Genomic DNA, 22,653 nt, shown 5'->3' on the forward strand with positions numbered 1-22,653 from the left:
AATTACTTCTTAGCGGCTTCAATAAGTTCGATGAAATGATCGAACAAGAGTGCGCAGTCATGTGGACCTGAACTTGCTTCTGGGTGACCTTGGAAGCTAAATGCAGGCTTGTCTGTACGATGAATACCTTGGTTTGTGCCATCGAACAATGAACGATGCGTTGAACATACATTGCTTGGTAAGGTGCTTTCATCTACCGCGAAGCCGTGGTTCTGAGAAGTAATCATCACTGTACCAGTTTCTAAGTTCTGTACAGGATGGTTTGCGCCGTGGTGACCGTGCGGCATTTTCATTGTTTTTGCACCTGATGCAAGTGCAAGAATTTGGTGACCTAAACAGATACCAAATACAGGAGTATTCGTGGTTTCTACAATTGTTTTTACAGCTTCAATTGCGTAGTCACATGCAGCAGGATCGCCAGGGCCATTTGACAAGAAAATGCCATCTGGGTTTAACGCAAGGACTTTTTCAGCAGGGGTTTGTGCAGGAACAACGGTTAATTTGCAACCGCGGTCTGCGAGCATACGCAGGATGTTGGTTTTGACACCGTAATCGTATGCAACCACATGATATTTAAGTTCAGGTTGAGTAAAGCCTTTGCCAAGTTCCCATGAACCTTCAGTCCATTCAAAACCTTCAGGGTCGCAGCATACTTTTGCAAGATCTAAGCCGTTTAAGCCGCCAAATGCACGTGCTTTTGCAATTGCTTCTTCTTCAGTGATATTTTCACCAGCAAGAATACAACCGTTTTGCGCACCTTTGGAACGTAAAATACGGGTCAATTTACGGGTATCAATATCGGCAATTGCAACAACATTGTGTTGTTGTAAGTATTCGCCTAAAGATTGAGTAGAACGGAAGTTACTGTGTAATAAAGGCAAATCACGGATAATTAAACCGTTTGCCCATACTTTATGAATTCGACCTGACTCAACATCTTCATCATTGCAACCAGTGTTCCCAATATGTGGGTAAGTTAAAGTCACAAGTTGTTGTGCATAACTCGGGTCGGTCAAAATTTCTTGATAGCCAGTCATGGCAGTGTTAAAAACGACTTCACCAGTCGTGCTTCCCGTTGCACCGATAGACGTACCTTTAAAGATTGTACCGTCGGCGAGGGCTAAAATGGCGGGGGTGCTCAAACCAAAGCTCCTGAACTAAAACCACAAAAATAGGGCTGTAAAAAAGCGAGTAGACGAAAAAAAAGGAAGGTCAATATTTAAACCTACCCTCCTATGTCTGCTCGCTTGAACTTAACATTGCATTATACGCATGAACTCGCCAAAAGTCCATTGTGAATCTAACGAATATGTAAGATAAAAGACTTGCTTTTTTTGCTAGGTTTATGTTTTAGCGTGTAGTCCAAATGTAAGCAATCTACGATTGTTAGACAATCCAAAACCCATTTGAGTCTAAATTGCCTTATGCTTAATTTATAGACAACAACGACCTTGGGTAAAAGCGAATGACTGAACAAGATAAATCAGCCACTGAACCACAAAACAGTGCAATCAAAGCAGTAAGTGAAGGCGCTGAAAGGCTTGAAAAAGTAACGCATGATGCCAAAGAGCAGGTGCTTGATGTAGTTGCGGAAACGCAAGAAAAACTTCAAGCCGAAGCAAAACAACTCAATGCCAGCGTGCAAGAGCAATTGGGTCAGTTAAAGCAAGATGTGTTGCAAAAAATTGAAGCTTTAAAAGCACAATTTGGTAGTTCACCTAAAGATTTAGGCGAATTAAAAGACTTTGTAAAAACTGAATTTAGCGCAATTATTGAAGATCTTTCTAAACTTGGTAAAGAGTTGAAAGAAGATGTCAGCAGCATTTCAGTAAAACACAAAGATCAATTGGCTGAAACTTTTAAGCGTTCTAAAGAGCACACACTAGAAGCGTGGAAAAAAGTAAATCCATCAAAAACTGAAACTAATGATGAAACTGATCAAGCATAATCCAGTTTAATCTGTTGCTGATTCAGCCATAAAAAAAAGTGAGGTCATGCGCCTCACTTTTTATTTAAATTTCTTGCTCAAACCAAAAACTAGTTGTTTCAATCTAAACTACTATTAATCACAGTTAGAACTGATGTAGCCAATCGCGCTTATTGTGAAAATCGGCGGCAGGGCTGCTGTGTTGCATGGCATAAAATTGCTCGCCTTGACTGGTTTTGAGCACAGCCGTCAGCCCAATAAACAAATCTGTCCATTTCAGTTTATGTTTCAGCATAAATTCGGTTAAATCCAAACTGACATTTAAACCGTAATGCGTACGTTTTAGCTGATTCAACTCAATATCATAAGCGGCCACAGGTGGCATTTGCTCAGGATAACGATATTCTTCAAAGGCATAGGCTTGCCAAGCTTGAGAAGAGGAGAGATTGATTTCACGATAAAAATCTTCGCCCTGAACGCCAATGAAAATTTCAAAGCAGGTCTGTTTCCACAAAAAGTCCTGACGTGGATGTGAAGCTACCAATGCAGGCCATTCGACCCACTGATTCGGATCACGCAGCCAATAACCTACATTTAAGCTAAACGGACTTTGTTGTTCAATTGCACCGACCAAAGAAATCGCTTGAAACTGACGATCAAAGGCGCTGAGTTCGTAACTTGCCATATAAGCTTAGTTAGACAAATGAGCGTGACGAACTAAATTTGACAACTTGGCATTTTGTTTTGCTGCTTTTTTATAAAGTAAAGCAATTTTACCAATTGTTTGTACCACTTCAGAACCTGTTGCTGCAGCAATTTCAGTAATTACAGCTGCACGTACTTCACGGTCTTCACCACCAATTTTAACTTTAATCAATTCGTGATCGTTTAAAGCACGGTTGGTTTCTTCAATTACATTTTCAGTCAAACCTTGACCGCCAACCATCACTACAGGGTTAAGTGCATGACCAATTTGACGTAAACGCTTGCGTTCCTGAATAGAGAGAGCCGCCATAAAGATAACCTAATTTTAAAAACGGCTTAGTATAACAAAAGCCAATTTGAAACGCTGTAAATTCTATGCAAATAATCCGCGATCTTGCAGCAGTACAAAAATATCAAAATTGAACATTTGCTTAGGTTTATCCATTAGTGATGAGAGAGGTTTTTTATGCCACAGTACAGAAATAAGCGATGGATTTAATAGAAAAAACTTGTTAGTTATTGGCATTTAGATACAGATGTCTACTGCAAGCTTGCTAATTTTCACGTACAATCGCAATTTAGATGGCTATTCGTTACTAAGAGAGTTATGGCAACACGCATTACCAACCAAAAGTTATCCAAAAGTAGTCGTGCGTGGATGAGAGAGCACCTAGATGATCCCTTTGTGAAAAGAGCGCAAAAAGAAGGGTATCGTGCACGTGCTGCATACAAACTACTTGAGATTCAAGAAAAATATAAACTGATCAAACCGGGCATGACGGTGGTGGACTTAGGTGCAGCACCGGGTAGTTGGTCGCAAATCGCAGGGAAACTTGTCGGCGACAAAGGTTTGGTGATCGCTTCCGATATTTTGGAAATGGATGCACTACCAGATGTGACCTTTTTACAAGGTGACTTCCGCGAAGAAGAAGTTTTCGAAAAATTGTTAAATATTTTAAACGGACGCACGGTAGACGTTGTAATTTCCGATATGGCCCCCAATACATCAGGTAATAAAGCTGTAGATCAACCGCGTCAAATTTACTTATGTGAGTTGGCTCTCGATTTTGCCAATCGCGTATTGGGACCTAATGGTCAGTTTGTGGTCAAAGTGTTCCAAGGTTCGGGATTTGACGAATTTCGTAAACAGGTCGTGGACAGTTTTGATGTGTTAAAGACAGCAAAACCCGCTGCTTCACGCGCGCGTTCCAAAGAAGTATTCCTTATTGGACAAGGACGTAAAAAAGCGTCTAAATAAAGTTTACTTGCCAAGCCGTTAAAAATTGTGCATTTTGTACGTTTTTAATGAATTGTCTAGCTGATCTTCAGCTTTTTGAATGAAAGGTCACCCAGTAACGGGCATGATCAAATTAGATTGATATGGGAATAAAGCTTTGAGCGATCTCTTCAAGAATGCCGTATTGTGGCTGATTATACTTGGTGTGCTGATTCTAATTTTCAGCAACATCAATAACAGTGAAAAGCCAACTGCAATGAACTATTCAGAGTTCGTTACAGCGGTGAATGCTGGTCAAATTAAGCAAGTCACAATTGATGGCGAAAGAATTAGTGGCGAAAAAGTCAACGGCTCGTCCTTTGAAAGCATTCGTCCAGCAGTTCAAGACCCTGAACTGATGCCGAATCTGATTAAAAACAACGTTGTTGTTGAAGGTACTGCACCTCAACGTCAAGGTTTGTTAATGCAACTATTGATCGCAAGTTTCCCTGTACTTTTAATCATTTTGTTATTCATGTTCTTTATGCGCAACATGGGTGGCGGTGCAGGTGGTAAAAACGGCCCGATGAGCTTTGGTAAATCTAAAGCCAAAATGTTGTCTGAAGACCAAATTAAAGTCACATTTGCCGATGTTGCAGGTTGTGACGAAGCAAAACAAGAAGTGGTTGAAATTGTAGATTTCTTAAAAGACCCTGCTAAATTCAAGCGTTTAGGTGCAACTATTCCTAAAGGTGTGTTGATGGTGGGTCCACCGGGTACAGGTAAAACCTTATTGGCCAAAGCCATTGCTGGCGAAGCCAAAGTGCCATTCTTTAGCATTTCTGGTTCTGACTTCGTTGAAATGTTCGTGGGTGTGGGTGCTTCTCGTGTCCGTGATATGTTCGAGCAAGCTAAACGTCATGCACCGTGTATCATCTTTATTGATGAGATTGATGCGGTAGGTCGTCACCGTGGTTCAGGTACAGGTGGTGGTCACGATGAACGTGAGCAAACACTTAACCAAATGCTTGTTGAAATGGATGGTTTTGAAGGCAATGAAGGCATTATTGTTATCGCTGCGACAAACCGTGCCGATGTACTGGATAAAGCTTTATTGCGTCCAGGTCGTTTTGACCGTCAAGTCATGGTTGGCTTGCCAGACATTAAAGGTCGTGAGCAAATTCTGAATGTTCACTTGAAAAAACTGCCTTCAGTTACAGGTGTAGATGTCAAAGTCTTGGCACGTGGTACACCAGGCTTCTCTGGTGCGCAATTGGCGAACCTTGTGAATGAAGCTGCATTGTTTGCTGCCCGTCGTAATAAAAATACGGTGGATATGCACGACTTTGAAGATGCTAAAGATAAGTTGTATATGGGCCCTGAGCGTAAGTCGATGGTGCTGCGTGAAGAAGAACGTCGTGCAACGGCTTATCATGAAGCAGGTCATGCGATTGTTGCTGAAATGCTGCCGGGTACAGACCCTGTGCATAAAGTAACGATTATGCCGCGTGGCTGGGCATTGGGTGTGACATGGCAATTGCCTGAACATGACCAAACTAGCCATTATAAAGACAAAATGCTGAACGACTTGTCTATCTTGTTTGGTGGTCGTATTGCAGAAGAAGTCTTTATTAATCAAATGTCGACAGGTGCATCGAATGACTTTGAGCGTGCGACTAAATTAGCACGTGCGATGGTGACCAAATACGGTATGTCTGACAAGTTAGGCGTAATGGTCTATGAAGATGATACACAACAATCATTCATGGGTAGTTTAGGCAGCCGTACCATTTCTGAAGCCACCCAGCAACAAGTGGATGCTGAAGTTCGTCGTATTATTGATGAGCAATATAAAGTTGCCCGCGATATTTTGGAAAATAACCAAGACATTGCCCACGCAATGGTAAAAGCATTGTTGGAATGGGAAACCATTGATCGTGACCAAATCCGTGACATTATGGAAGGTCGTGAGCCACAGCCACCGAAGGTGTATATTGCAGACAATCCTGTGATTGATGTAACACCAACCGATGGTCCAAGCACACCGCCACCATTACCAGCGAGCTAATCAGCTCACATGATGTTAAAAAAGAGTCTTTGTATAAAGGCTCTTTTTTTATTCGTGTGGTTTATGTGCAGTTGTGACCGGAATATTAGGGTCTGTTGACGCTCATCGAAAAGAATTCCACATCTTTAAAATTAGCCTTGTTAAAATAAGCTTTTCAAATTGAAAGGAAGACCAGCATGCAGCTAATGCCATTACCCAAACGTGTATTGCAATGTGGACGTTTGCGTTTAGATTTATCTCAGCCGCATGTGATGGGAATTCTAAATGTGACACCAGACTCGTTTAGTGATGGTGGGCGACATAATGAAAAAGATGCTGCTGTGGCGCGTGCTTTGGAAATGATAGCCGAAGGTGCAACCGTGATTGATATTGGCGGAGAGTCAACACGTCCGGGAGCTAGTCCTGTGAGTGTAGAAGAAGAAATTCGTCGTGTGGTTCCTGTGGTAGAAGCCTTATCTGCTTATGATGTGGTACTTTCGATTGATACGTCACAGCCTGAAGTGATTCGTGCTGCCGTAGCTGCGGGGGCGCATATCTGGAATGATGTACGTGCGCTGACCCGTCCAAATGCGTTGCAAACAGCTGCTGAGTTAAATATCCCCGTGATTATTATGCACATGCGTGGTGAACCGACCACCATGAACAATTTAGATCAATATGATGATGTCACTGCAGATGTGATTGCAGAATTGCAGCAACGTGTCGCTGATGCTTTGGCGGTAGGGGTTAAGCCTGAAAATATCATGATTGATCCGGGTTTTGGTTTTGCGAAAAATGCACAGCAGAACTTGAAATTGTTAAATGAGTTGCATCAACTCAATGGTATGGGGTATCCAATGTTATCGGCATTGTCTCGTAAACGCTTTATTGGTGAAGCTTTAGGCGGAGCAGAGCCAACACAGCGTGCAGTCGGTTCAGTAGCGGCTCATTTACTCAGTATTCAGCAAGGTGCATGTATTGTGCGTGCGCATGATGTTAAGGCTATGTCTGATGCCATTAAAGTCTGGCAAGCAATGCAGTTGGCAAATTAATTGCAGTTTATAGATTTAGGGTGAAGCTAGAATTAAAGCCGTGCTTATGCTATATAGGCACGCTTGAATCTCTGTATTTTTGAGTGCCTGTATGTTTGCAGATTTACTTCTCCCGATGTTTGATGATGAGTTTTATCCTGATATTTTAGTTGCTGAGTTAAAACAACTGATTCAACAGTTTGCAAAACACGTGTCTAAATCCAATTTATCTGAAACGGATATTTATCATTTTGCAGATCAGACCGTGCAAGCCATTAATAAAATGAAACCACAATTTGAAGATCTGGATTCAGATTTGGACGATACCGCAGCAGATTATATTGCTGAGGCGATGATGATGGTGTTGCAAGATCAAGGCTATTTCGAGATTGAAACGGAAGAGTTGATTGCAACGAGAGAGTGGTGATAGACACTCTCTTTCAGCTTTCACTTATAGATGATTTAACAAATCATCCAAAACATCATTCAAATGGCAACTTTGCTGTGTATGTAGTTCTGCAATTTCCCGAACATTTAGCGTGTATTGACCATTGTGTTCACTTGGCTGTGCAATTAAATTGACCCAAAACTTTGTATTTTGTTGCAGCAAAGTTTTGAGTTGCTTTTCTTCTTCAGGATTTTGGAAATTTAATAAATATAAATTGTTGCCTAAGCTGCAACGACGTAATTGTAATTCTTGATTTTTATATTGCAATGTTCCTGCAAAAACATCATAAAATTCTGCATCAGTTTCAATTGGGTTTACGGATTCGGTTGCTGACTCAAGGCTGGGATTTTGTGCATGGCTTGCAAAACTGAGCAAGCAGCATAAACAGATCACCCATTTGAAAGAGAGGATAAAGCGTTGTAGAGACATTTCAAATCATCGGCACATAAGTGTTATCGTTTTCAATATTATTTTTTAGGCATAAAAAAACCAGCTTAATGCTGGAGTTCTTTATTTGCACCATTTGAATGATTTGATTCATTAAAATGGTGCCCGAGGCCAGACTCGAACTGGCACGCTTTGAGGGCGGGGGATTTTAAATCCCCTGTGTCTACCGATTTCACCACTCGGGCATGTGCGCAATAATAGAGGACGAAATAAATCTTGGCAAGTAAATTTATTTACAATTGCTTTCTTTTCAATCAATTCAACTTATTAGCTTGAAAAAAGTTCGGTTTGCAGCATATTTCTGCTGTTTGTCATCAATATTTCATGAATTTGAGATCAAAGCGAAATCATAAATTTCTATGTTGAGCGTTCAAGAAAAATAAAAGGAATATTCATGAACATTCGCTTAACTCGCCGCGAGCTGATTCAAAAAAGTTTGGCTGGTTTTGGGGCATTGTCATTGCCAGTCGCATTAACTGCATGTGGCGATGACAATGAAAATACAGTAGAAAATGCTTTAAAAGTGCAGTTTTTGCATGGTGTCGCCAGTGGTGATCCGCTGCATGACCGTATCATTTTATGGACACGTGTAACGCCAAATGATACAGCAGCGCGCATTGAAGTGGTTTGGGAAATTGCTAGCGATGAGGTGTTTAAGCAATTAGTAAACACAGGCAAAGTACAAACCAGTGCAGCGCAAGATTTTACTGTAAAGGTCGATGCAGATCGTTTGCAGACAGGGACTAAATATTATTACCGTTTCCGCTTTGGTAATACGGTTTCTGCTATAGGACAGACCAAAACCTTGCCACAACGCAGCGATCAAGTGAAATTTGCGGTCTGTTCTTGCTCGAACTATCCCGCAGGTTATTTTCATGTGTATAAAGAAATGGCACAGGAAAACAATCTGGATGTGATTATTCACTTGGGTGATTATATTTATGAATATGGACAAGGTGGCTACGCGACTGACGATGCAAAACAGTTAGGACGTACCTTTGCTGCAGACAATGATAAAGAAATTATCAAGTTAGATGATTATCGTAAACGTTATGCTTTATATCGTACCGATGCTGATTTGCAGACTGCTCACCAACGCCATCCATTTATTGTCATTTGGGATGACCATGAACTCAGTAATGATACTTGGGAAGCGGGTGCAGATAATCATCAAGAAGGTGAAGGTAGCTTTATAGAACGTAAAATTGCGGCATTACAGGCTTATTTCGAGTGGATGCCAATTCGTCCAGTTGCAGAAAATGATCATTTGAATATTTATCGCCAGTTTGATTTTGGTGGTTTGGTGAATCTGATGATGCTGGATACCCGTATTTTGGCGCGTCATAAGCAATTAGATTATGCTAACTATATGACGGCAGAAGGTATTGATGCTGCTAAATTTCAGGCAGATTTATTTAGTGATCAACGCACATTGATGGGTGGAGTTCAACGAGAATGGTTGCAAAAGCAGTTGGGGCAGTCTAGGGCTACTTGGAATGTTTTGGCTCAACAAGTGTTGATGGCGAAAATACTGATTCCACAAGAACTGTTATTGCCTTTAGCGAAAATCACCAATGGTGATCAGCAACCTGAAACACTTGCACAAATGAAGCAGAAAATTACAGAATTGGTCACGCTGAAATTGCGTTTAAAAGCGAATGATCCAACTTTGACAGCAGTAGATAAGGCACGTTTGTATGCGGTTGCACCTTATAACCTCGATGCTTGGGATGGTTATGCCTACGAGCGAGAAGTTGTGTATGGGACATTGCAGCAACTTGGGAAAAAAGCAGTGGTGTTGGCAGGTGATACTCACAATGCTTGGGCTGCAACCTTGCATACACATGAAACAAATCATGAGGTTGGGTTGGAATTCGCGACCAGCTCGGTATCATCGCCCGGAATTGAGTATTACTTAAATGTGCCTGCAGACGAAATGGCAGCGTTGGAATATGCCTTTCAAGAACTGATTGATGAACTGGATTATTGCAACTTAAATCAACGTGGTTATTTAACGGTGACTTTTGATCGTGCGCAAGTGGTTGCAGATTGGAAGTTTATAGATACGGTTAAGGCACGTGAATACAAACTCGATGATACGCGTGGTCATCAACAGAAGTATGGTGTAGACTTAAAACCAATCATTGATGTCGCTAAAACTACTTAAAATTGGTGTGATATTTACAGAAAACCGAGTCTAAGTTGCTCGGTTTTTTTTGATGATTAAGCGGAGGTTTTTAATCGAGTTTATCTTGAATATAACTGTCTAAATCTATGTATTTAATGCTTTTACATAAATTGTGTTCAACCTGCATCAGTTGTTGGTGTAACTGAATTGCATGTTGATATTGCTGATTCAATTGGGCAAAACGAGGGCTATTTTTATTGGAAAAATACATCCGATATTGAATTTTAGCAGCTTGACGATATGACCAATACGCAGCACGGCGAAATTGCGTTAAGCAATATTTTTGTTCAAGGCTTATGTGGTCACGGAACATATTCTCTTTATAGAAACGTACAAAACCAAAACTGATGCAGAAAAAGAATAAAATCCCTTGCAGAATTGCACTCTGAAAATAGGCGAAATTTACCGCTTGTAGCAGAATCAATACTGCTATTTTTATGGTGGCATGTTGCTGTAGTTGATACCACGATGCCGAACTGTGTTTAATTTGATACAACACATAAGGTAGAAGCAGCATAAAACCTAACATGATGGCTAAAATCGCCAATGCCTTGGCTTGAAAGGCATCGTACTGCGGTGCAAAGTTTTGAATCCCGTGCGCCAGACTGATTGAAATAGGAATAAAAATCAGGCAGGCCAAGACCCATGGAATCATTTCTTTCCAATCATCCAGCATGCCTTTGCTTTGAATAAAACCATAAAACAAAATATTTCTTTTAAATGCAGCAGGGTATTGTTGTTGCAATTGCTGCAAATCAAGAAGCGCTTGTTTAGGGTTCATAGAGGCATCATTGAATATTGAATAAAGAGGGGAAAACCTAAAATTTAGGCATAAAAAAACCAGCTTAATGCTGGGTTCTTTATTTGCACCATTTTAATCTATTTTAAAATGGTGCCCGAGGCCAGACTCGAACTGGCACGCTTTGAGGGCGGGGGATTTTAAATCCCCTGTGTCTACCGATTTCACCACTCGGGCATAGTTTTACAAGATTGGAGGCGGAGGTCGGAATCGAACCGGCGTCCACGGAGTTGCAGTCCGCTGCATGACCACTCTGCCACCCCGCCGCGTCTTGTGATGCGTATATTAGCAAGCTCTGAAAAAAAAACAATACTATTAAATGAGCAGATGCACATTAATTCGACATATAGAATAAAATAGTCTAAATAATCATGTATTATTTGCAAAATTGATTCATATCAACATTTGGAGATGTGCCGTGGCATTAATTTTAGACGGTCGTGCATTGGCAAAACAAATTGAAGCTGATCTGTTAACACGTGTAGAAGCGTTAAAAGCAAAATCAGGTCGTACCCCAATTCTAGCGACTATTTTGGTCGGTGATGACGGTGCATCTGCAACTTATGTACGCATGAAGGGCAATGCTTGCCGTCGTGTGGGCATGGATTCTTTAAAAGTAGAATTGCCAACAGAAACCACCACAGAACAATTATTGGCAGAAATTGAAAAATTGAATGCCAATCCTGATGTGCATGGTATTTTGTTGCAACACCCAGTTCCTGCGCAAATTGATGAGCGTGCTTGTTTTGATGCGATTTCACTTGCAAAAGACGTAGATGGTGTGACCTGTTTAGGTTATGGTCGTATGGCAATGGGCGAAGCTGCATATGGTTCTGCAACACCTGCAGGCATTATGACCATTCTTAAAGAAAAAAACATTGAAATTGCAGGCAAACATGCCGTTGTTGTGGGGCGTTCGGCAATTTTAGGTAAACCAATGGCTGCGATGCTTCTTGAAGCCAATGCAACAGTAACCATTTGCCATTCACGTACCCAAGATCTTGCAAGTTTTGTGAAACAAGCGGACATTATTGTTGGTGCGGTTGGTAAAGCTGAATTGATTCAAAAAGACTGGATCAAACCAGGCGCTGTGGTTGTTGATGCAGGCTTCCATCCACGTGATGGCGGTGGTGTTGGTGATATCCAATTGCAAGGCATTGAAGAGATTGCTTCTGCATATACGCCTGTACCAGGTGGCGTTGGCCCAATGACGATTACAACTTTGATTCGTCAAACGGTTGAAGCGGCTGAGAAAGCGTTAGGTTGATGAAGACCTCTCCCTAACCCTCTCTTGCGCTTCAATTTAAAAGCAGTGCTTTAAATTTTGCTCAGGAGAGGGGAAATTCATTGTGAAAATAATGGATGCTCCTTCTCTTGCGCCGTATACGGCTCAGGGAGAAGGCTGGGATGAGGGCTTAAAAATTCTCTCCCTAACTCTCCTAAAAAAGAGTGGGGAATTCATTGTAAAAATAATGAATGCTCCCTCTCCTTTAAAAAAGCAGAGGGAACTTTTTAAATTAGAACGAATAAAAATCCAATGAGCTGTACCTTTCAATTTCCTAAAGCCCCTGAACATCTTTTAGATGCTTTACATGATGTAATTCCAAATTGTGAATTACTGGCACAGCAATTGCCTGAAACGCCTATTTCACTTTGGCTTATTCCACCAGTATTTCCTACCGACAAGCTAGATGATGAAGTGATTCGTCGTATTTGGAATGATACGCCGTACTGGATTTTCTGTTGGGCTTCAGGACTTGCAATGGCGCAATGGTTATTGGCAGAACCGCAGCAAGTAAAAAATAAAGTCGTTTTAGACTTTGGTGCAGGTTCGGGCGTGGTGGCGATTGCTGCAAAAATGGCAGGTGCCAAACGGGTAATTTGTTGTGATATTGACCCCATTAGCCTTGCAGCCTGTCGAGCCAATGCTGAATTGAATGATGTGGTGCTTGAATATTTAGATGATCTATACAAAGCAGAACAAGTGGATGTATTGTTGGCTGCCGATGTACTTTATGATCAATGCAATCGCTTTTTTTTAGATGAGTTCTTAAAGTTCGCCCCAGAAGTTTGGGTGGCAGACAGCCGAGTGAAAAACTTTAGTCATCCACAATATATAAAAATAGATGAACGCAGCGCGACCACATGGCCAGATTTGGATGAAGCCAAAGAGTTCCGTAATGTGAGTTTTTATAAGACGCGATAACTCATCACGTCTTATAGGAAGCCAGTTTTGTGGCGCGAATTAATTGCAGCTATAACGCACAATGCGCAGTGTGCTTGGGCGAGCATCTAAGGCCTGACGTGTAGCATAGTTTTCACTGCTATGTAGCTCAGGTGTGTTCGATAAGCCAATAGAGGTGCGGCTTTGCCCAAGTTGGCGACCATACGGGTCTTGTTGGTTGGCTGCAGGATTCACCACTTCATTAATACTTAAAATCCGCAATTGATAAGTTTTATGCGCACCAAGTTCTTTTTGGCAGGCACGCTGTAATTTACTTTCATCGCGCTGTTGGTTTTGACGTCCTGCAAGCGTATAAGCCAATACGGCAGTGCGATCAGTTTTGCTTTCGACTTTATAGCCAACAAAACTATTCTCGTTTTGCTCTGGCAAACTTTGACAAGCGGATAAACCTAACCCAAGTCCCGTCATAGCCAAAATAATCATTGTATTCTTCATGGTTTTATTCATGATCATGTCCCATGTTTTTGATGTCATTTCATTCTTGTTTTAAGTATGCCATAGCTGAGAGGACAAAGCATGGCTTTGTTGGCGGTGTAGCAGGCTGTCTATATTTGAGCTGATAAGCGTGTGCTTGTGATGTCATGTTTTTACCTTGAATCTTCGTATTATTTAGTATTTACACATCAGGTGGGATTGTTGAAGAGCGGATTTCGGTGCTTTTAACACATAAAATATTAGGGCAATAAAAAAGGTCACCGAAGTGACCTTTTTTTAGCCATCAGCGTTGAATTACGCAGACTTAACCGCTTCAAGTAAAGCAGCTTGACGTGCTTTCAATGCAGCAGGTAAGCGCTCACCAAGTTTGTTGAATAACTCAGTGTGGCTTTCTAACTCTTTGATCCATTGTTCTTTGTCTTGCGCTGTTACAGTTTCAAATTGCTCTTTAGAGAAATCTAAACCAGTCCAGTTCAATTGCTCATACTTTGGAACGAAACCAATTGGAGTTTCAACAGCTTCTGCACGACCTTCGCAACGATCAATGATCCACTCAAGCACACGCATGTTTTGACCAAAACCAGGCCATACGAAGTTGCCTTCTGCATCACGACGGAACCAGTTTACATTGTAGATACCTGGTAATTTGTTGCCTGCAGCTTTTGCTTTCTCGCCAACTTGCTCACCCATCTCTAACCAGTGAGAGAAGTAGTCTGCCATGTTGTAACCAGCAAACGGAAGCATTGCAAATGGGTCACGGCGTACAATACCTTGTTGACCAACGGCTGCTGCAGTCGTTTCAGAACCCATCGTTGCTGCTTTATATACGCCATCTACCCAGTCAAATGCTTCTGAAATTAGAGGCACTGTGTCTGCACGACGACCACCGAAGATGAACGCTGAAATTGGAACACCTGCTGGATTTTCCCAGTCAGCATCGATAGAAGGGCATTGACCTGCTGCAACAGTGAAGCGCGCATTTGGATGAGCTGCTTTTTCTGCGCCAGTATGTGGTTGACCTTTCCAGTTGGTTAAGTTTGCAGGAACTTCTTTAGATAGACCTTCCCACCATACTTCGCCGTTGTCAGTCACAGCAACGTTGGTATAAATCACGTCTTTGTGCAGAGTTGCCATACAGTTCGGGTTAGTCTTGGTGTTTGTACCAGGAGCAACACCGAAGAAACCAGCTTCAGGGTTAATTGCATATAAGCGACCATCTTCACCTGGTTTGATCCAAGCAATATCGTCACCTACAGTTTCAATTTTCCAGCCTTCATAACCTGCAGGTGGAATTAACATCGCAAAGTTGGTTTTACCACATGCAGAAGGGAATGCTGCTGCGATGTAGTGTTTTTCGCCTTGTGGGTTGGTCACGCCTAAAATTAGCATGTGTTCTGCTAACCAGCCTTGTTCACGACCCATTGCAGAAGCAATACGAAGCGCTAAGCATTTTTTACCCAATAATGCGTTACCGCCGTAACCAGAACCATACGACCAGATTTCACGAGTTTCTGGATAATGTACGATGTATTTTTCTTTGTTACATGGCCAAGCAACGTCTTTCTCGCCTTCAGCCAATGGTGCGCCCACAGTGTGTACGCAAGGAACAAATTCGCCATCTGTGCCCAATACGTCATAAACAGCTTTACCCATACGAGCCATTTTAGACATGCTGACAGCAACATAAGGAGAGTCAGTTAATTCAATACCGATGTGCGCAATGTGGCTACCTAATGGGCCCATAGAGAATGGAACCACATACATGGTACGACCAGCCATTGAGCCGTCGAATAAACCGTTTAATTTAGCGCGCATTTCAGCTGGCGCTTCCCAGTTGTTTGTCGCACCAGCATCTTCTTTGTTTTCAGAGCAGATGTAAGTACGGTCTTCAACACGAGCAACGTCAGAAGGATCAGAATTTGCAAGGTACGAACCAGGGTGTTTTTCTTGGTTTAATGCTTGCATGGTGCCGTTAGCGATCATCAAGTCGATTAGACGTTGATATTCTTCTGCGCTACCGTCACACCATTCAATTTTTGCTGGTTTCGTTAACTTTGCAATTTCTTCAACCCATGCAATAAGCTTAGGGTGACGAACGAATTCTGGTGCGTTCACTTGGGTCATGGTGAGGCCTATCTTAAATGTGTACAAGTCGTGTACAAAGTACAATCTGAACGATGGGGTACATGGTTCAGATGAAATATGAAAAAAAAGTGGCTGTATTAAAGCACAAAAACATAAAAAAAATAAGACATAGGCTTGATTTAGCTTTATGTGAAAAATACCCATATAAATAATGAATAACATATATGAAACATGGGCTTACAACTTTTTTGTGTTCCATTTATCATTATTTAAAAAAATTATGGGCATTATTTATTTTAATTATTTTTAATTAAAACATGTACTTATATCTTAAATTTTATAAAGAATGATTATTGATTTAATGAATGGTCGTCATTCGATTTTTACATAAAGCTGCTTTTCATTCTGCATCAATTGGTTGAAATTAGAGCAAAAGCTTTAAAATGATTGAAGAAAATGTCGACAACATTACAGCCTTTATCTCTTATTTATAATCAAAAATCAGGATTTCATGCCACACAGCAAGAAGGTGTCTATGAAGAACTGTTGCATGTTTTGTCACAGCATGGTTTTGAAATCCAATTGTTTGAAATGGGTGAAATCGCCAATTTTGATCAACTGATGCAACAGGTGTTAGCACGGCATCAAGCAGCGCAGTTAAGCGGTGTTGTGGTTGCAGCGGGTGGAGATGGTACTTTAAATGCGGTTGCTGCAAAGTTAAAAGGGACATCTATCCCCATGGGTATTTTGCCTTTGGGCACGTTTAATTATGTGGCGCGCTTACTGAATATTCCGCTAGATTTAATTGAAGCAGCGCATGTCATCGCAACTGGCAGTACGCGTGCTGTGCATGTGGCACAAATCAATCAACACATCTATTTAAACAATGCCAGTTTGGGTTTATACCCTTTATTTATTCAAAAACGTGAGCGTTATAACCGTTATTTAGGACGCTTTCCTTTACATGCCTATACCTCGGCTTTAGATGTACTGCTGCGTGACCGTAAAGAATTAAAATTAGAAATAGAGGTCGATACAAAGCGCTATCCGCTGAAAACGCCGCTCATTTTCTTTGGGAATAATCAATTACAACTGTCTGAAATGAATTTACGTATTGCCAAAGCTGCTGCAGCAGGCAAAGTCGCAGGTGTTGCAGTGGCAAAGTCCGATAAATTGACTTTATTTAAAATTCTGTGGCAATTAATTCAGGGGAAGGCTGAGCAAGCCAATGATATGTACAGTTTTGCAGCAGAGCAGGTGGTCATTCATAGTAAACGCCAACAACTGACCGTGGCGCTTGATGGAGAAATTGTCAAAATGCGCCCACCACTGCGTATTTCTGTATTGAAAAATGCATTGAAGATTAAGGTGCCGCATGCTGCTGCATCTGTCTGATTTGCACTTTGGCACTGAAAATGTGGCTTGTATGCAGGCAGTACAACAACTGTGTGCAAGTATGCGACCGGAAGCGGTTGTGGTCAGTGGTGATTTAACCCAACGTGCACGCTATGCACAGTTTTATGCTTGTAAGCATTTTTTAGACAGTTTGAATTTACCGTATTTGGTTGTGCCAGGAAATCACGATATTCCGCTATATCATCTTTGGAATCGTTTTTTTAGTCCGTTTGCGCGGTATCAGTTGTTTTTTGGGCGTATGGAAACAATTTTGGAAACCGCCCATTTTTATGTGATAGGGGTGAACAGTATTCGGCGACGTTTTCATACTCGTGGGCATATTTCTTTGAATCAAATTCAGGAAATAGATACTTTGCTGCAAGCTGCGCCCACAAATAAGTTAAAAATTTTGGTGGCGCATCAACCATTTTATACACCACCAGATGATCGTCACGGTATTAAAGATTGCCCAGTGTTGGGACGAATTGCTTTAGAGCAGTGGAGCAAAAATGGTTTGTATGCCTTGCTGCATGGGCATTTACATCAACCAGCCGTGTATGACTTAAATCAAATTTATGCCTTAGGTGTAGCGCATCCTGTGCTGGATATTCATGCAGGTACTGCAATTTCGTATCGTTTGCATCAGGGCATACCCAATAGCTTAAATATATTGAGTAACCATGGGGATGTGCAGCATTACCTGTTCGATGCCGCACAAAAGCAATTTGTGTTGTGGCAACAAAATGCAGAATAAATCACCGATCTAGCCAACTTGTCTAAAAAAACAACAAAAATTGAAAAATTTTTAGCTTTTCCCCTTGAAGCGTTTTTTTCCATCCCCACAACTGTGTCATCTAAAATTTATTTTGATGATGACCAAAGGAATAAATAAGTCGTCATCAGGAATCTATACATAGACCTAGTCTGATGGAGTTATTTATGAGCAACATTCGTCCATTACATGACCGCGTAGTTATTCGTCGTGTTGAAGAAGAAACAAAAACAGCTGGCGGTATCTTGCTTCCAGGTTCTGCAGCAGAAAAACCAGCGCAAGGTGAAGTGATTGCAGTAGGTAATGGTCAAATTACAGACAATGGCGTACGCGCTTTAGACGTAAAAGTGGGCGACAAAGTCTTGTTTGGTACTTATGCAGGCACCACAGTTAAAGTAGACGGTGAAGAACTTCTAATTATGAAAGAGTCTGACATTTTAGCAGTACTTGAAGGCTAATTTCAGAACTCATATTCAAAGCAAATTTGAACATTATTTAAAAATATTTGGAGTTAAACATGTCAGCTAAAGACGTAAAATTTGGTGATTCAGCTCGTACAAAAATGATTGCAGGTGTGAACGTACTTGCAGATGCTGTGAAAGTAACTTTAGGCCCTAAAGGCCGTAACGTAGTGATTGACCGTTCTTTCGGTGCACCGCACATCACTAAAGATGGTGTATCTGTTGCGAAAGAAATCACCCTGAAAGACAAATTTGAAAACATGGGTGCACAGTTGGTTCGTGAAGTGTCAAGTAAAACCAATGACATCGCAGGTGACGGTACAACGACTGCAACAGTACTTGCACAAGCCATTTTAAATGAGGGCATCAAATCTGTAACTGCGGGCATGAACCCAATGGATTTGAAACGTGGTATCGACCTTGCTGTTAAGGCAGTCGTTGCAGACATTAAAGCAACGGCTAAACCTGCTTCTGACACGAAAGCGATTGAGCAAGTAGGTTCTATTTCTGCAAACTCGGACACGACTGTGGGCAAGTTAATTGCAGAAGCAATGGAACGCGTTGGTAAAGAAGGCGTAATCACTGTTGAAGAAGGTTCAGGCTTTGAAGATTCGCTTGACGTTGTAGAAGGTATGCAGTTTGACCGTGGTTATATCTCGCCATACTTCGCCAACAAACAAGACACGTTGACTGCAGAACTTGAAAATCCGTTCATTCTTCTTGTTGATAAAAAAATCGGCAACATTCGTGAATTGATTAGCGTGCTTGAAGCGGTTGCAAAAACAGGTAAGCCTCTTCTGATCATCGCTGAAGATGTTGAAGGCGAAGCGCTGGCAACGCTTGTTGTGAACAACATGCGTGGCATCATCAAAGTATGTGCGGTGAAAGCGCCTGGTTTTGGTGATCGTCGTAAAGCAATGCTTCAAGATATTGCAATCTTGACAGGCGGTACGGTTATTTCTGAAGAAATTGGTATGTCTTTGGAGCAAACATCACTAGAGCATTTGGGTAGCGCGCACAAAGTTACAGTCTCTAAAGAAAACACCGTGATTGTGGATGGTGCTGGTGATGCAAATCAGATTTCTGAGCGTGTTCAGCAAATCCGTGCGCAAATCGAAGAATCTACTTCTGAATATGACAAAGAAAAACTTCAAGAACGTGTTGCTAAATTAGCAGGCGGTGTAGCAGTCATCAAAATTGGTGCTGCAACTGAAGTTGAAATGAAAGAGAAGAAAGACCGTGTGGATGATGCGCTTCACGCAACTCGCGCTGCGGTTGAAGAAGGTGTTGTTGCAGGTGGTGGTGTTGCACTGGTGCGTGCTGCATCTGCACTTGATGGTCTGACTGGTGCTAACGATGACCAAAACGTAGGTATCAACATTCTTCGTCGTGCAATTGAAGCTCCGCTTCGTCAAATCGTAGCCAATGCTGGTGATGAGCCATCTGTAGTAATCAATGCTGTGAAGAACGGTGAAGGTAACTATGGTTATAACGCTGCGACTGGTGAATATGGCGACATGTTGGAAATGGGTATTCTTGACCCTGCAAAAGTAACTCGTTCTGCACTTGAGCATGCAGCGTCTGTTGCTGGCCTGATGTTAACAACAGAATGTATGATTACTGAAATTCCAGAAGACAAGCCAGCAATGCCAGATATGGGTGGCATGGGTGGTATGGGCGGTATGATGTAAACCTCAGCGTACCCAAACTTCAAAAACCTCGTATCGTCAGATACGGGGTTTTTTTTATGGCGTAGTTTTTGTAATGTAGAGATTGCACACATGAAAAGACAAAATCACCTAGCTATTTTTTATTTACACATTAAATGTGTAATATGTATCTAAACTCCTTTTTTTTGTGAATAAAACTCATTATTCTTTTTAGAACAATAAGAAAAACAAATGATTAAATAAATGTAATGCAGATTGGAGTAGGCATAAAGGGGATAAAAATGGATAACCGAGAACACGAAATTATAGGCAGTATTTATGATGCCGCTGTAGATGTGAATTTATGGCCGCAAGTAATTGAAAAAATTGTTCAATATACAGACAGTAAAACCGCCATTTTTACTGCCTTAGATCAATTTAGTCCAAGTTACGATTTTTTATTTAGTCACAATATTCCAGATGAAGCTTTGCATGCCTATCGTGATGAGCGGATTCGTGTGATTGACATGCAGTTACACCGAGTATTGTGGGAAAATTTAGGTGTGGGCCAAGTAGCGAGCTCGGATTTATCGCATTATGGGGAAAACCCTGAAAGTGATGAATATATCTTTTATGAACGGTGTTTGAATCCGACGGGAATTAGTTATATCTCGGCTGTTTTGCTCGATCAGGGTTCACATCGCTGGGCGGTTTTGGGATTACACCGTGCGCCAGATGTAGCGCCGTATCAACAAAAAGAGTTGGATTTTTTAAAGCATTTGGGTGTGCATTTACGCCGTGCTTTACAAATCCATCGTCAGTTTAGTTTGGTTAAACAAGAAAATTTAAGTTTGTATAGCGTGCTCGATCATTTAAAAACAGGTGTAATTTTGCTTGATCATCAGCTGAGTTTGACTTATTCAAACCCTTTAGCTCAAAGCATGCTGGAACACGATTCATGTTTAGATTTGGATTTGTATAATCGATTAAAAACCCATGCTTATGATCAAAGTCGTTTAGATCAACTATTACATTCAGCGTTGTTGGGACAGTCGGCATTAAACGCAGATGTAGGCGGTGTATTGTCTTTGTCAGATGCGAAAGGACAACAATTAATGCTGACTATCGTACCTTGTTCTAAATTAAAAAATATGCAGCATCAAAATGCAGGACAACATCAAATTGCGGTATTTCTGACCGATAAACATCAGCACTATGCCTTGTCTAAAGCCTATTTGCAGCAAGCTTATCAATTATCTAAACGTGAGTTTGAGTTGTGTGAGTTGTTGTTGAATGGTTATAAGTTAGAAGAAATTGCGGAACATTGCGGGATTACCCTCAGTTCGGTGCGCACTTATTTTAAAAATATTTATGAAAAAACCCAATGCAACTCGCAAATTGAACTTATGCATTTATTAATGGGTTGTACCATTCATTTTGAGCATATTGGTTAAAGCTGCCTAAGTTTGGCTTAGGCAGCTTTTGAATATGTTTAGTTACTACGTTGTAGGGTAACAGAGTCTTCGCCTTGCGGATGCAAGGTTAGGCTTGTTCCTGAGATGCTGTAAGTTGCATTCACTTTACTGCCATCCCAAGAGTCTTGTAAGCCACCGCAATCGTTGGTGTCATATAACACTTCTGTTGCGGCAAGTGTATTGGCTGTCATTGAATATTTGCCATATTCAATACCTGGGTTAGCGCAATCATCATCGCCTTCAGTGTCTAACAAGAAATAGAATCCTGTGTCAAAGAAAGCAAATAAATGAGTTTGATTAAATTGCCAAGTGCCGACTAAACCTGATGATTGTTTGACTTTAGTTAAAATATAGGTGCTATTACTTCCTACATCAGTCAGCACTAAATCTGTACCGTTATAACTTAGGCGGTAATGACCATCATTGTCTGGATGTGAAAGCCCGTAGTCTCCATTAGTATCTACTGAGATCACAGGGCTCAGCGCTGAAGTTAAAGCATTCCAATTTAGTCGTCCTGTTTCGATACCAGACTTCCCTGTTTCATCAGCTACATCTGCTTCACCTAGCGCATAACGTCCGTCTGGTAAAATATGTAATATAACAGCAGTGCTTTCAGTACGCCCAATTTCCCAAGTGCCTGCAATATCTTTATAGAAAGTGGCTTGGAAGTTTTCTGCAGCTTTTTCAGGTGTCACGATTCGATCTAGTGGGATATCGGTTTTAGGGATCACTTCATTGACAAACGTAGTTGAAAACTCTGCGGGTGTTTGCTCGAAATTCATATTCACAGCGGTTAAGGCTGTTTGAGTGTCTGCAGTAATTTCAATTCCATTGCTATGGTCGCCATCGCTATCTAAAGATTGTAAAAATACCATTAAGTTGGTACGGGCATTTTCACTTTCAGCCAAATCTAGTGGGGTAATACGTGCTTTAGCTTCAATGGCTTCACCAAGTTGCACATCACCAATAAAGAAGCGAACAGTATCACCCTCAGCATATTCAAACTCACCTTTATCATTGGTGATACCTTCAATACTTTCACCTGAACTCGAAGCTCTGAGATATTTAACCCCAGTTACAGGGCCATCGGTCAGTACACCAATCTGTGTTGCTGAACTCGGTGGCGGATTCTGATTGCTACCAGAATCATTGTCTGACCCGCCACATGCACTGAGTAAACCTGCTAAGGCTAAGCAAATTAACGTTTTTTTCATCATGATTTCCTTGTCATCTCGTTGTTTATAGACAAAGTATAAAAACATGGCTGAGTCGCTGCATATCCTAAAATGAGGAGGTTAAGGGCTTAAATCTGTGAGAAAAAATGAAGA

The 22,653-nt window shown here is 41.3% G+C and carries 21 protein-coding genes and 3 tRNA genes; 13 read left to right on the forward strand and 11 right to left on the reverse strand.

Annotated elements, in window-relative coordinates; genetic code table 11:
• Positions 1-2: 2 nt before the first annotated feature.
• On the reverse strand, positions 3-1,142 hold the full coding sequence (gene carA / locus FTT70_RS00925; RefSeq protein WP_154320968.1) for a glutamine-hydrolyzing carbamoyl-phosphate synthase small subunit: 1,140 nt from the start codon (positions 1,140-1,142) through the stop codon (positions 3-5).
• 323 nt (positions 1,143-1,465) lie between these two features.
• On the opposite strand from carA, the gene FTT70_RS00930 reads away from it, so the two are divergent.
• Complete coding sequence (locus tag FTT70_RS00930) at positions 1,466-1,948, forward strand: hypothetical protein (RefSeq protein WP_167845852.1); 483 nt, start codon at positions 1,466-1,468, stop codon at positions 1,946-1,948.
• A gap of 124 nt (positions 1,949-2,072) precedes the next feature.
• Here the strand turns inward: FTT70_RS00930 and FTT70_RS00935 are convergent, their stop codons facing one another.
• Both FTT70_RS00935 and yhbY read right to left on the reverse strand, forming a co-directional pair.
• Positions 2,073-2,612 (reverse strand): DOMON-like domain-containing protein, encoded by a 540-nt coding sequence (locus FTT70_RS00935; RefSeq protein WP_180059959.1) that lies wholly within the window; start codon positions 2,610-2,612, stop codon positions 2,073-2,075.
• 6 nt (positions 2,613-2,618) lie between these two features.
• Positions 2,619-2,942: a ribosome assembly RNA-binding protein YhbY gene (yhbY, locus tag FTT70_RS00940; RefSeq protein WP_004972158.1), complete on the reverse strand. Its 324-nt coding sequence runs from the start codon at positions 2,940-2,942 to the stop codon at positions 2,619-2,621.
• A gap of 297 nt (positions 2,943-3,239) precedes the next feature.
• Here yhbY and rlmE point away from each other — a divergent pair, with 297 nt between their 5' ends.
• The 4 genes from rlmE to FTT70_RS00960 all read left to right on the forward strand — a co-directional run bounded on the left by rlmE (position 3,240) and on the right by FTT70_RS00960 (position 7,353).
• Positions 3,240-3,890 (forward strand): 23S rRNA (uridine(2552)-2'-O)-methyltransferase RlmE, encoded by a 651-nt coding sequence (gene rlmE / locus FTT70_RS00945; protein WP_004972157.1) that lies wholly within the window; start codon positions 3,240-3,242, stop codon positions 3,888-3,890.
• Between the two features lie 136 nt (positions 3,891-4,026).
• On the forward strand, positions 4,027-5,916 hold the full coding sequence (gene ftsH / locus FTT70_RS00950) for an ATP-dependent zinc metalloprotease FtsH (RefSeq protein WP_004972155.1): 1,890 nt from the start codon (positions 4,027-4,029) through the stop codon (positions 5,914-5,916).
• Positions 5,917-6,092: 176 nt separating this feature from the next.
• Positions 6,093-6,947 (forward strand): dihydropteroate synthase, encoded by an 855-nt coding sequence (folP, locus tag FTT70_RS00955; protein ID WP_218952752.1) that lies wholly within the window; start codon positions 6,093-6,095, stop codon positions 6,945-6,947.
• Between the two features lie 91 nt (positions 6,948-7,038).
• A complete protein-coding gene (locus FTT70_RS00960; protein WP_096900998.1) occupies positions 7,039-7,353 on the forward strand; it encodes a DUF5713 family protein in 315 nt (104 codons plus the stop codon).
• A 24-nt stretch (positions 7,354-7,377) separates the two neighbouring features.
• Here FTT70_RS00960 and FTT70_RS00965 read toward each other — a convergent pair whose 3' ends face one another.
• On the reverse strand, positions 7,378-7,803 hold the full coding sequence (locus tag FTT70_RS00965) for a hypothetical protein (RefSeq protein ID WP_180095976.1): 426 nt from the start codon (positions 7,801-7,803) through the stop codon (positions 7,378-7,380).
• Positions 7,804-7,920: 117 nt separating this feature from the next.
• A tRNA-Leu gene (locus tag FTT70_RS00970) sits at positions 7,921-8,006 on the reverse strand.
• Between the two features lie 209 nt (positions 8,007-8,215).
• Between FTT70_RS00970 and FTT70_RS00975 the strand changes: the two genes are divergently transcribed.
• Complete coding sequence (locus FTT70_RS00975) at positions 8,216-9,988, forward strand: alkaline phosphatase (protein WP_180168184.1); 1,773 nt, start codon at positions 8,216-8,218, stop codon at positions 9,986-9,988.
• A 70-nt stretch (positions 9,989-10,058) separates the two neighbouring features.
• Here FTT70_RS00975 and FTT70_RS00980 read toward each other — a convergent pair whose 3' ends face one another.
• The 3 genes from FTT70_RS00980 to FTT70_RS00990 all read right to left on the reverse strand — a co-directional run bounded on the left by FTT70_RS00980 (position 10,059) and on the right by FTT70_RS00990 (position 11,074).
• Positions 10,059-10,790 (reverse strand): hypothetical protein, encoded by a 732-nt coding sequence (locus FTT70_RS00980; protein WP_096900995.1) that lies wholly within the window; start codon positions 10,788-10,790, stop codon positions 10,059-10,061.
• Positions 10,791-10,899: 109 nt separating this feature from the next.
• Positions 10,900-10,985: transfer RNA gene (locus FTT70_RS00985), tRNA-Leu, on the reverse strand.
• A gap of 15 nt (positions 10,986-11,000) precedes the next feature.
• Positions 11,001-11,074, reverse strand: a tRNA-Cys gene (locus FTT70_RS00990).
• A gap of 152 nt (positions 11,075-11,226) precedes the next feature.
• Here FTT70_RS00990 and folD point away from each other — a divergent pair.
• Together folD and FTT70_RS01000 are read left to right on the forward strand one after the other, a co-directional pair.
• Positions 11,227-12,075: a bifunctional methylenetetrahydrofolate dehydrogenase/methenyltetrahydrofolate cyclohydrolase FolD gene (gene folD, locus FTT70_RS00995; RefSeq protein ID WP_004972142.1), complete on the forward strand. Its 849-nt coding sequence runs from the start codon at positions 11,227-11,229 to the stop codon at positions 12,073-12,075.
• 270 nt (positions 12,076-12,345) lie between these two features.
• On the forward strand, positions 12,346-13,014 hold the full coding sequence (locus FTT70_RS01000) for a methyltransferase (protein WP_004972140.1): 669 nt from the start codon (positions 12,346-12,348) through the stop codon (positions 13,012-13,014).
• A 39-nt stretch (positions 13,015-13,053) separates the two neighbouring features.
• Here the strand turns inward: FTT70_RS01000 and FTT70_RS01005 are convergent, their stop codons facing one another.
• Together FTT70_RS01005 and FTT70_RS01010 are read right to left on the reverse strand one after the other, a co-directional pair.
• Positions 13,054-13,488: a hypothetical protein gene (locus tag FTT70_RS01005; protein ID WP_026438295.1), complete on the reverse strand. Its 435-nt coding sequence runs from the start codon at positions 13,486-13,488 to the stop codon at positions 13,054-13,056.
• 294 nt (positions 13,489-13,782) lie between these two features.
• Complete coding sequence (locus FTT70_RS01010) at positions 13,783-15,612, reverse strand: phosphoenolpyruvate carboxykinase (GTP) (RefSeq protein ID WP_096900993.1); 1,830 nt, start codon at positions 15,610-15,612, stop codon at positions 13,783-13,785.
• A 417-nt stretch (positions 15,613-16,029) separates the two neighbouring features.
• On the opposite strand from FTT70_RS01010, the gene FTT70_RS01015 reads away from it, so the two are divergent.
• From FTT70_RS01015 to FTT70_RS01035, 5 genes are all read left to right on the forward strand, one after another.
• The gene (locus FTT70_RS01015; protein WP_004972135.1) at positions 16,030-16,968 is read left to right on the forward strand and encodes a diacylglycerol kinase family protein; all 939 of its coding nucleotides are present in this window, start codon (positions 16,030-16,032) and stop codon (positions 16,966-16,968) included.
• Positions 16,949-17,722, forward strand: a complete 774-nt coding sequence (locus tag FTT70_RS01020; RefSeq protein WP_131260664.1) for a metallophosphoesterase — start codon at positions 16,949-16,951, stop codon at positions 17,720-17,722. Before FTT70_RS01015 ends, FTT70_RS01020 begins: the two co-directional genes overlap by 20 nt.
• Positions 17,723-17,907: 185 nt before the next feature.
• Positions 17,908-18,198 (forward strand): co-chaperone GroES, encoded by a 291-nt coding sequence (gene groES, locus FTT70_RS01025; protein ID WP_004972131.1) that lies wholly within the window; start codon positions 17,908-17,910, stop codon positions 18,196-18,198.
• Between the two features lie 59 nt (positions 18,199-18,257).
• Entirely contained in the window at positions 18,258-19,892 is a 1,635-nt protein-coding gene (gene groL / locus FTT70_RS01030; RefSeq protein WP_180168185.1) for a chaperonin GroEL, read from the forward strand.
• Positions 19,893-20,152: 260 nt separating this feature from the next.
• Positions 20,153-21,304 carry a helix-turn-helix transcriptional regulator gene (locus FTT70_RS01035; protein WP_004972128.1) on the forward strand — a complete coding sequence of 384 codons (1,152 nt, stop codon included), beginning with the start codon at positions 20,153-20,155 and terminating at the stop codon, positions 21,302-21,304.
• Between the two features lie 38 nt (positions 21,305-21,342).
• Here FTT70_RS01035 and FTT70_RS01040 read toward each other — a convergent pair whose 3' ends face one another.
• Positions 21,343-22,539, reverse strand: a complete 1,197-nt coding sequence (locus FTT70_RS01040; protein ID WP_179988557.1) for a hypothetical protein — start codon at positions 22,537-22,539, stop codon at positions 21,343-21,345.
• Between the last annotated feature and the right edge of the window lie 114 nt (positions 22,540-22,653).

Origin of the sequence: Acinetobacter sp. YH01003 (assembly GCF_013420525.1) — a bacterium.
In the GTDB taxonomy this organism is placed as follows: Bacteria; Pseudomonadota; Gammaproteobacteria; order Pseudomonadales; family Moraxellaceae; genus Acinetobacter; species Acinetobacter towneri.

Coding starts and splice junctions, on each gene's coding strand:
- FTT70_RS00930 (WP_167845852.1), top strand. CDS start 1,466: ATGACTGAACAAGATAAATCAGCCACTGAACCACAAAACAGTGCAATC.
- FTT70_RS01015 (WP_004972135.1), top strand. CDS start 16,030: ATGTCGACAACATTACAGCCTTTATCTCTTATTTATAATCAAAAATCA.
- FTT70_RS01040 (WP_179988557.1), bottom strand. CDS start 22,539: ATGAAAAAAACGTTAATTTGCTTAGCCTTAGCAGGTTTACTCAGTGCA.
- folP (WP_218952752.1), top strand. CDS start 6,093: ATGCAGCTAATGCCATTACCCAAACGTGTATTGCAATGTGGACGTTTG.
- rlmE (WP_004972157.1), top strand. CDS start 3,240: ATGGCAACACGCATTACCAACCAAAAGTTATCCAAAAGTAGTCGTGCG.
- groES (WP_004972131.1), top strand. CDS start 17,908: ATGAGCAACATTCGTCCATTACATGACCGCGTAGTTATTCGTCGTGTT.
- FTT70_RS01000 (WP_004972140.1), top strand. CDS start 12,346: ATGAGCTGTACCTTTCAATTTCCTAAAGCCCCTGAACATCTTTTAGAT.
- FTT70_RS00965 (WP_180095976.1), bottom strand. CDS start 7,803: ATGTCTCTACAACGCTTTATCCTCTCTTTCAAATGGGTGATCTGTTTA.
- FTT70_RS00980 (WP_096900995.1), bottom strand. CDS start 10,790: ATGAACCCTAAACAAGCGCTTCTTGATTTGCAGCAATTGCAACAACAA.
- FTT70_RS01010 (WP_096900993.1), bottom strand. CDS start 15,612: ATGACCCAAGTGAACGCACCAGAATTCGTTCGTCACCCTAAGCTTATT.
- yhbY (WP_004972158.1), bottom strand. CDS start 2,942: ATGGCGGCTCTCTCTATTCAGGAACGCAAGCGTTTACGTCAAATTGGT.
- FTT70_RS01020 (WP_131260664.1), top strand. CDS start 16,949: ATGCTGCTGCATCTGTCTGATTTGCACTTTGGCACTGAAAATGTGGCT.
- FTT70_RS01035 (WP_004972128.1), top strand. CDS start 20,153: ATGGATAACCGAGAACACGAAATTATAGGCAGTATTTATGATGCCGCT.
- groL (WP_180168185.1), top strand. CDS start 18,258: ATGTCAGCTAAAGACGTAAAATTTGGTGATTCAGCTCGTACAAAAATG.
- FTT70_RS00975 (WP_180168184.1), top strand. CDS start 8,216: ATGAACATTCGCTTAACTCGCCGCGAGCTGATTCAAAAAAGTTTGGCT.
- FTT70_RS00960 (WP_096900998.1), top strand. CDS start 7,039: ATGTTTGCAGATTTACTTCTCCCGATGTTTGATGATGAGTTTTATCCT.
- FTT70_RS00935 (WP_180059959.1), bottom strand. CDS start 2,612: ATGGCAAGTTACGAACTCAGCGCCTTTGATCGTCAGTTTCAAGCGATT.
- FTT70_RS01005 (WP_026438295.1), bottom strand. CDS start 13,488: ATGAAGAATACAATGATTATTTTGGCTATGACGGGACTTGGGTTAGGT.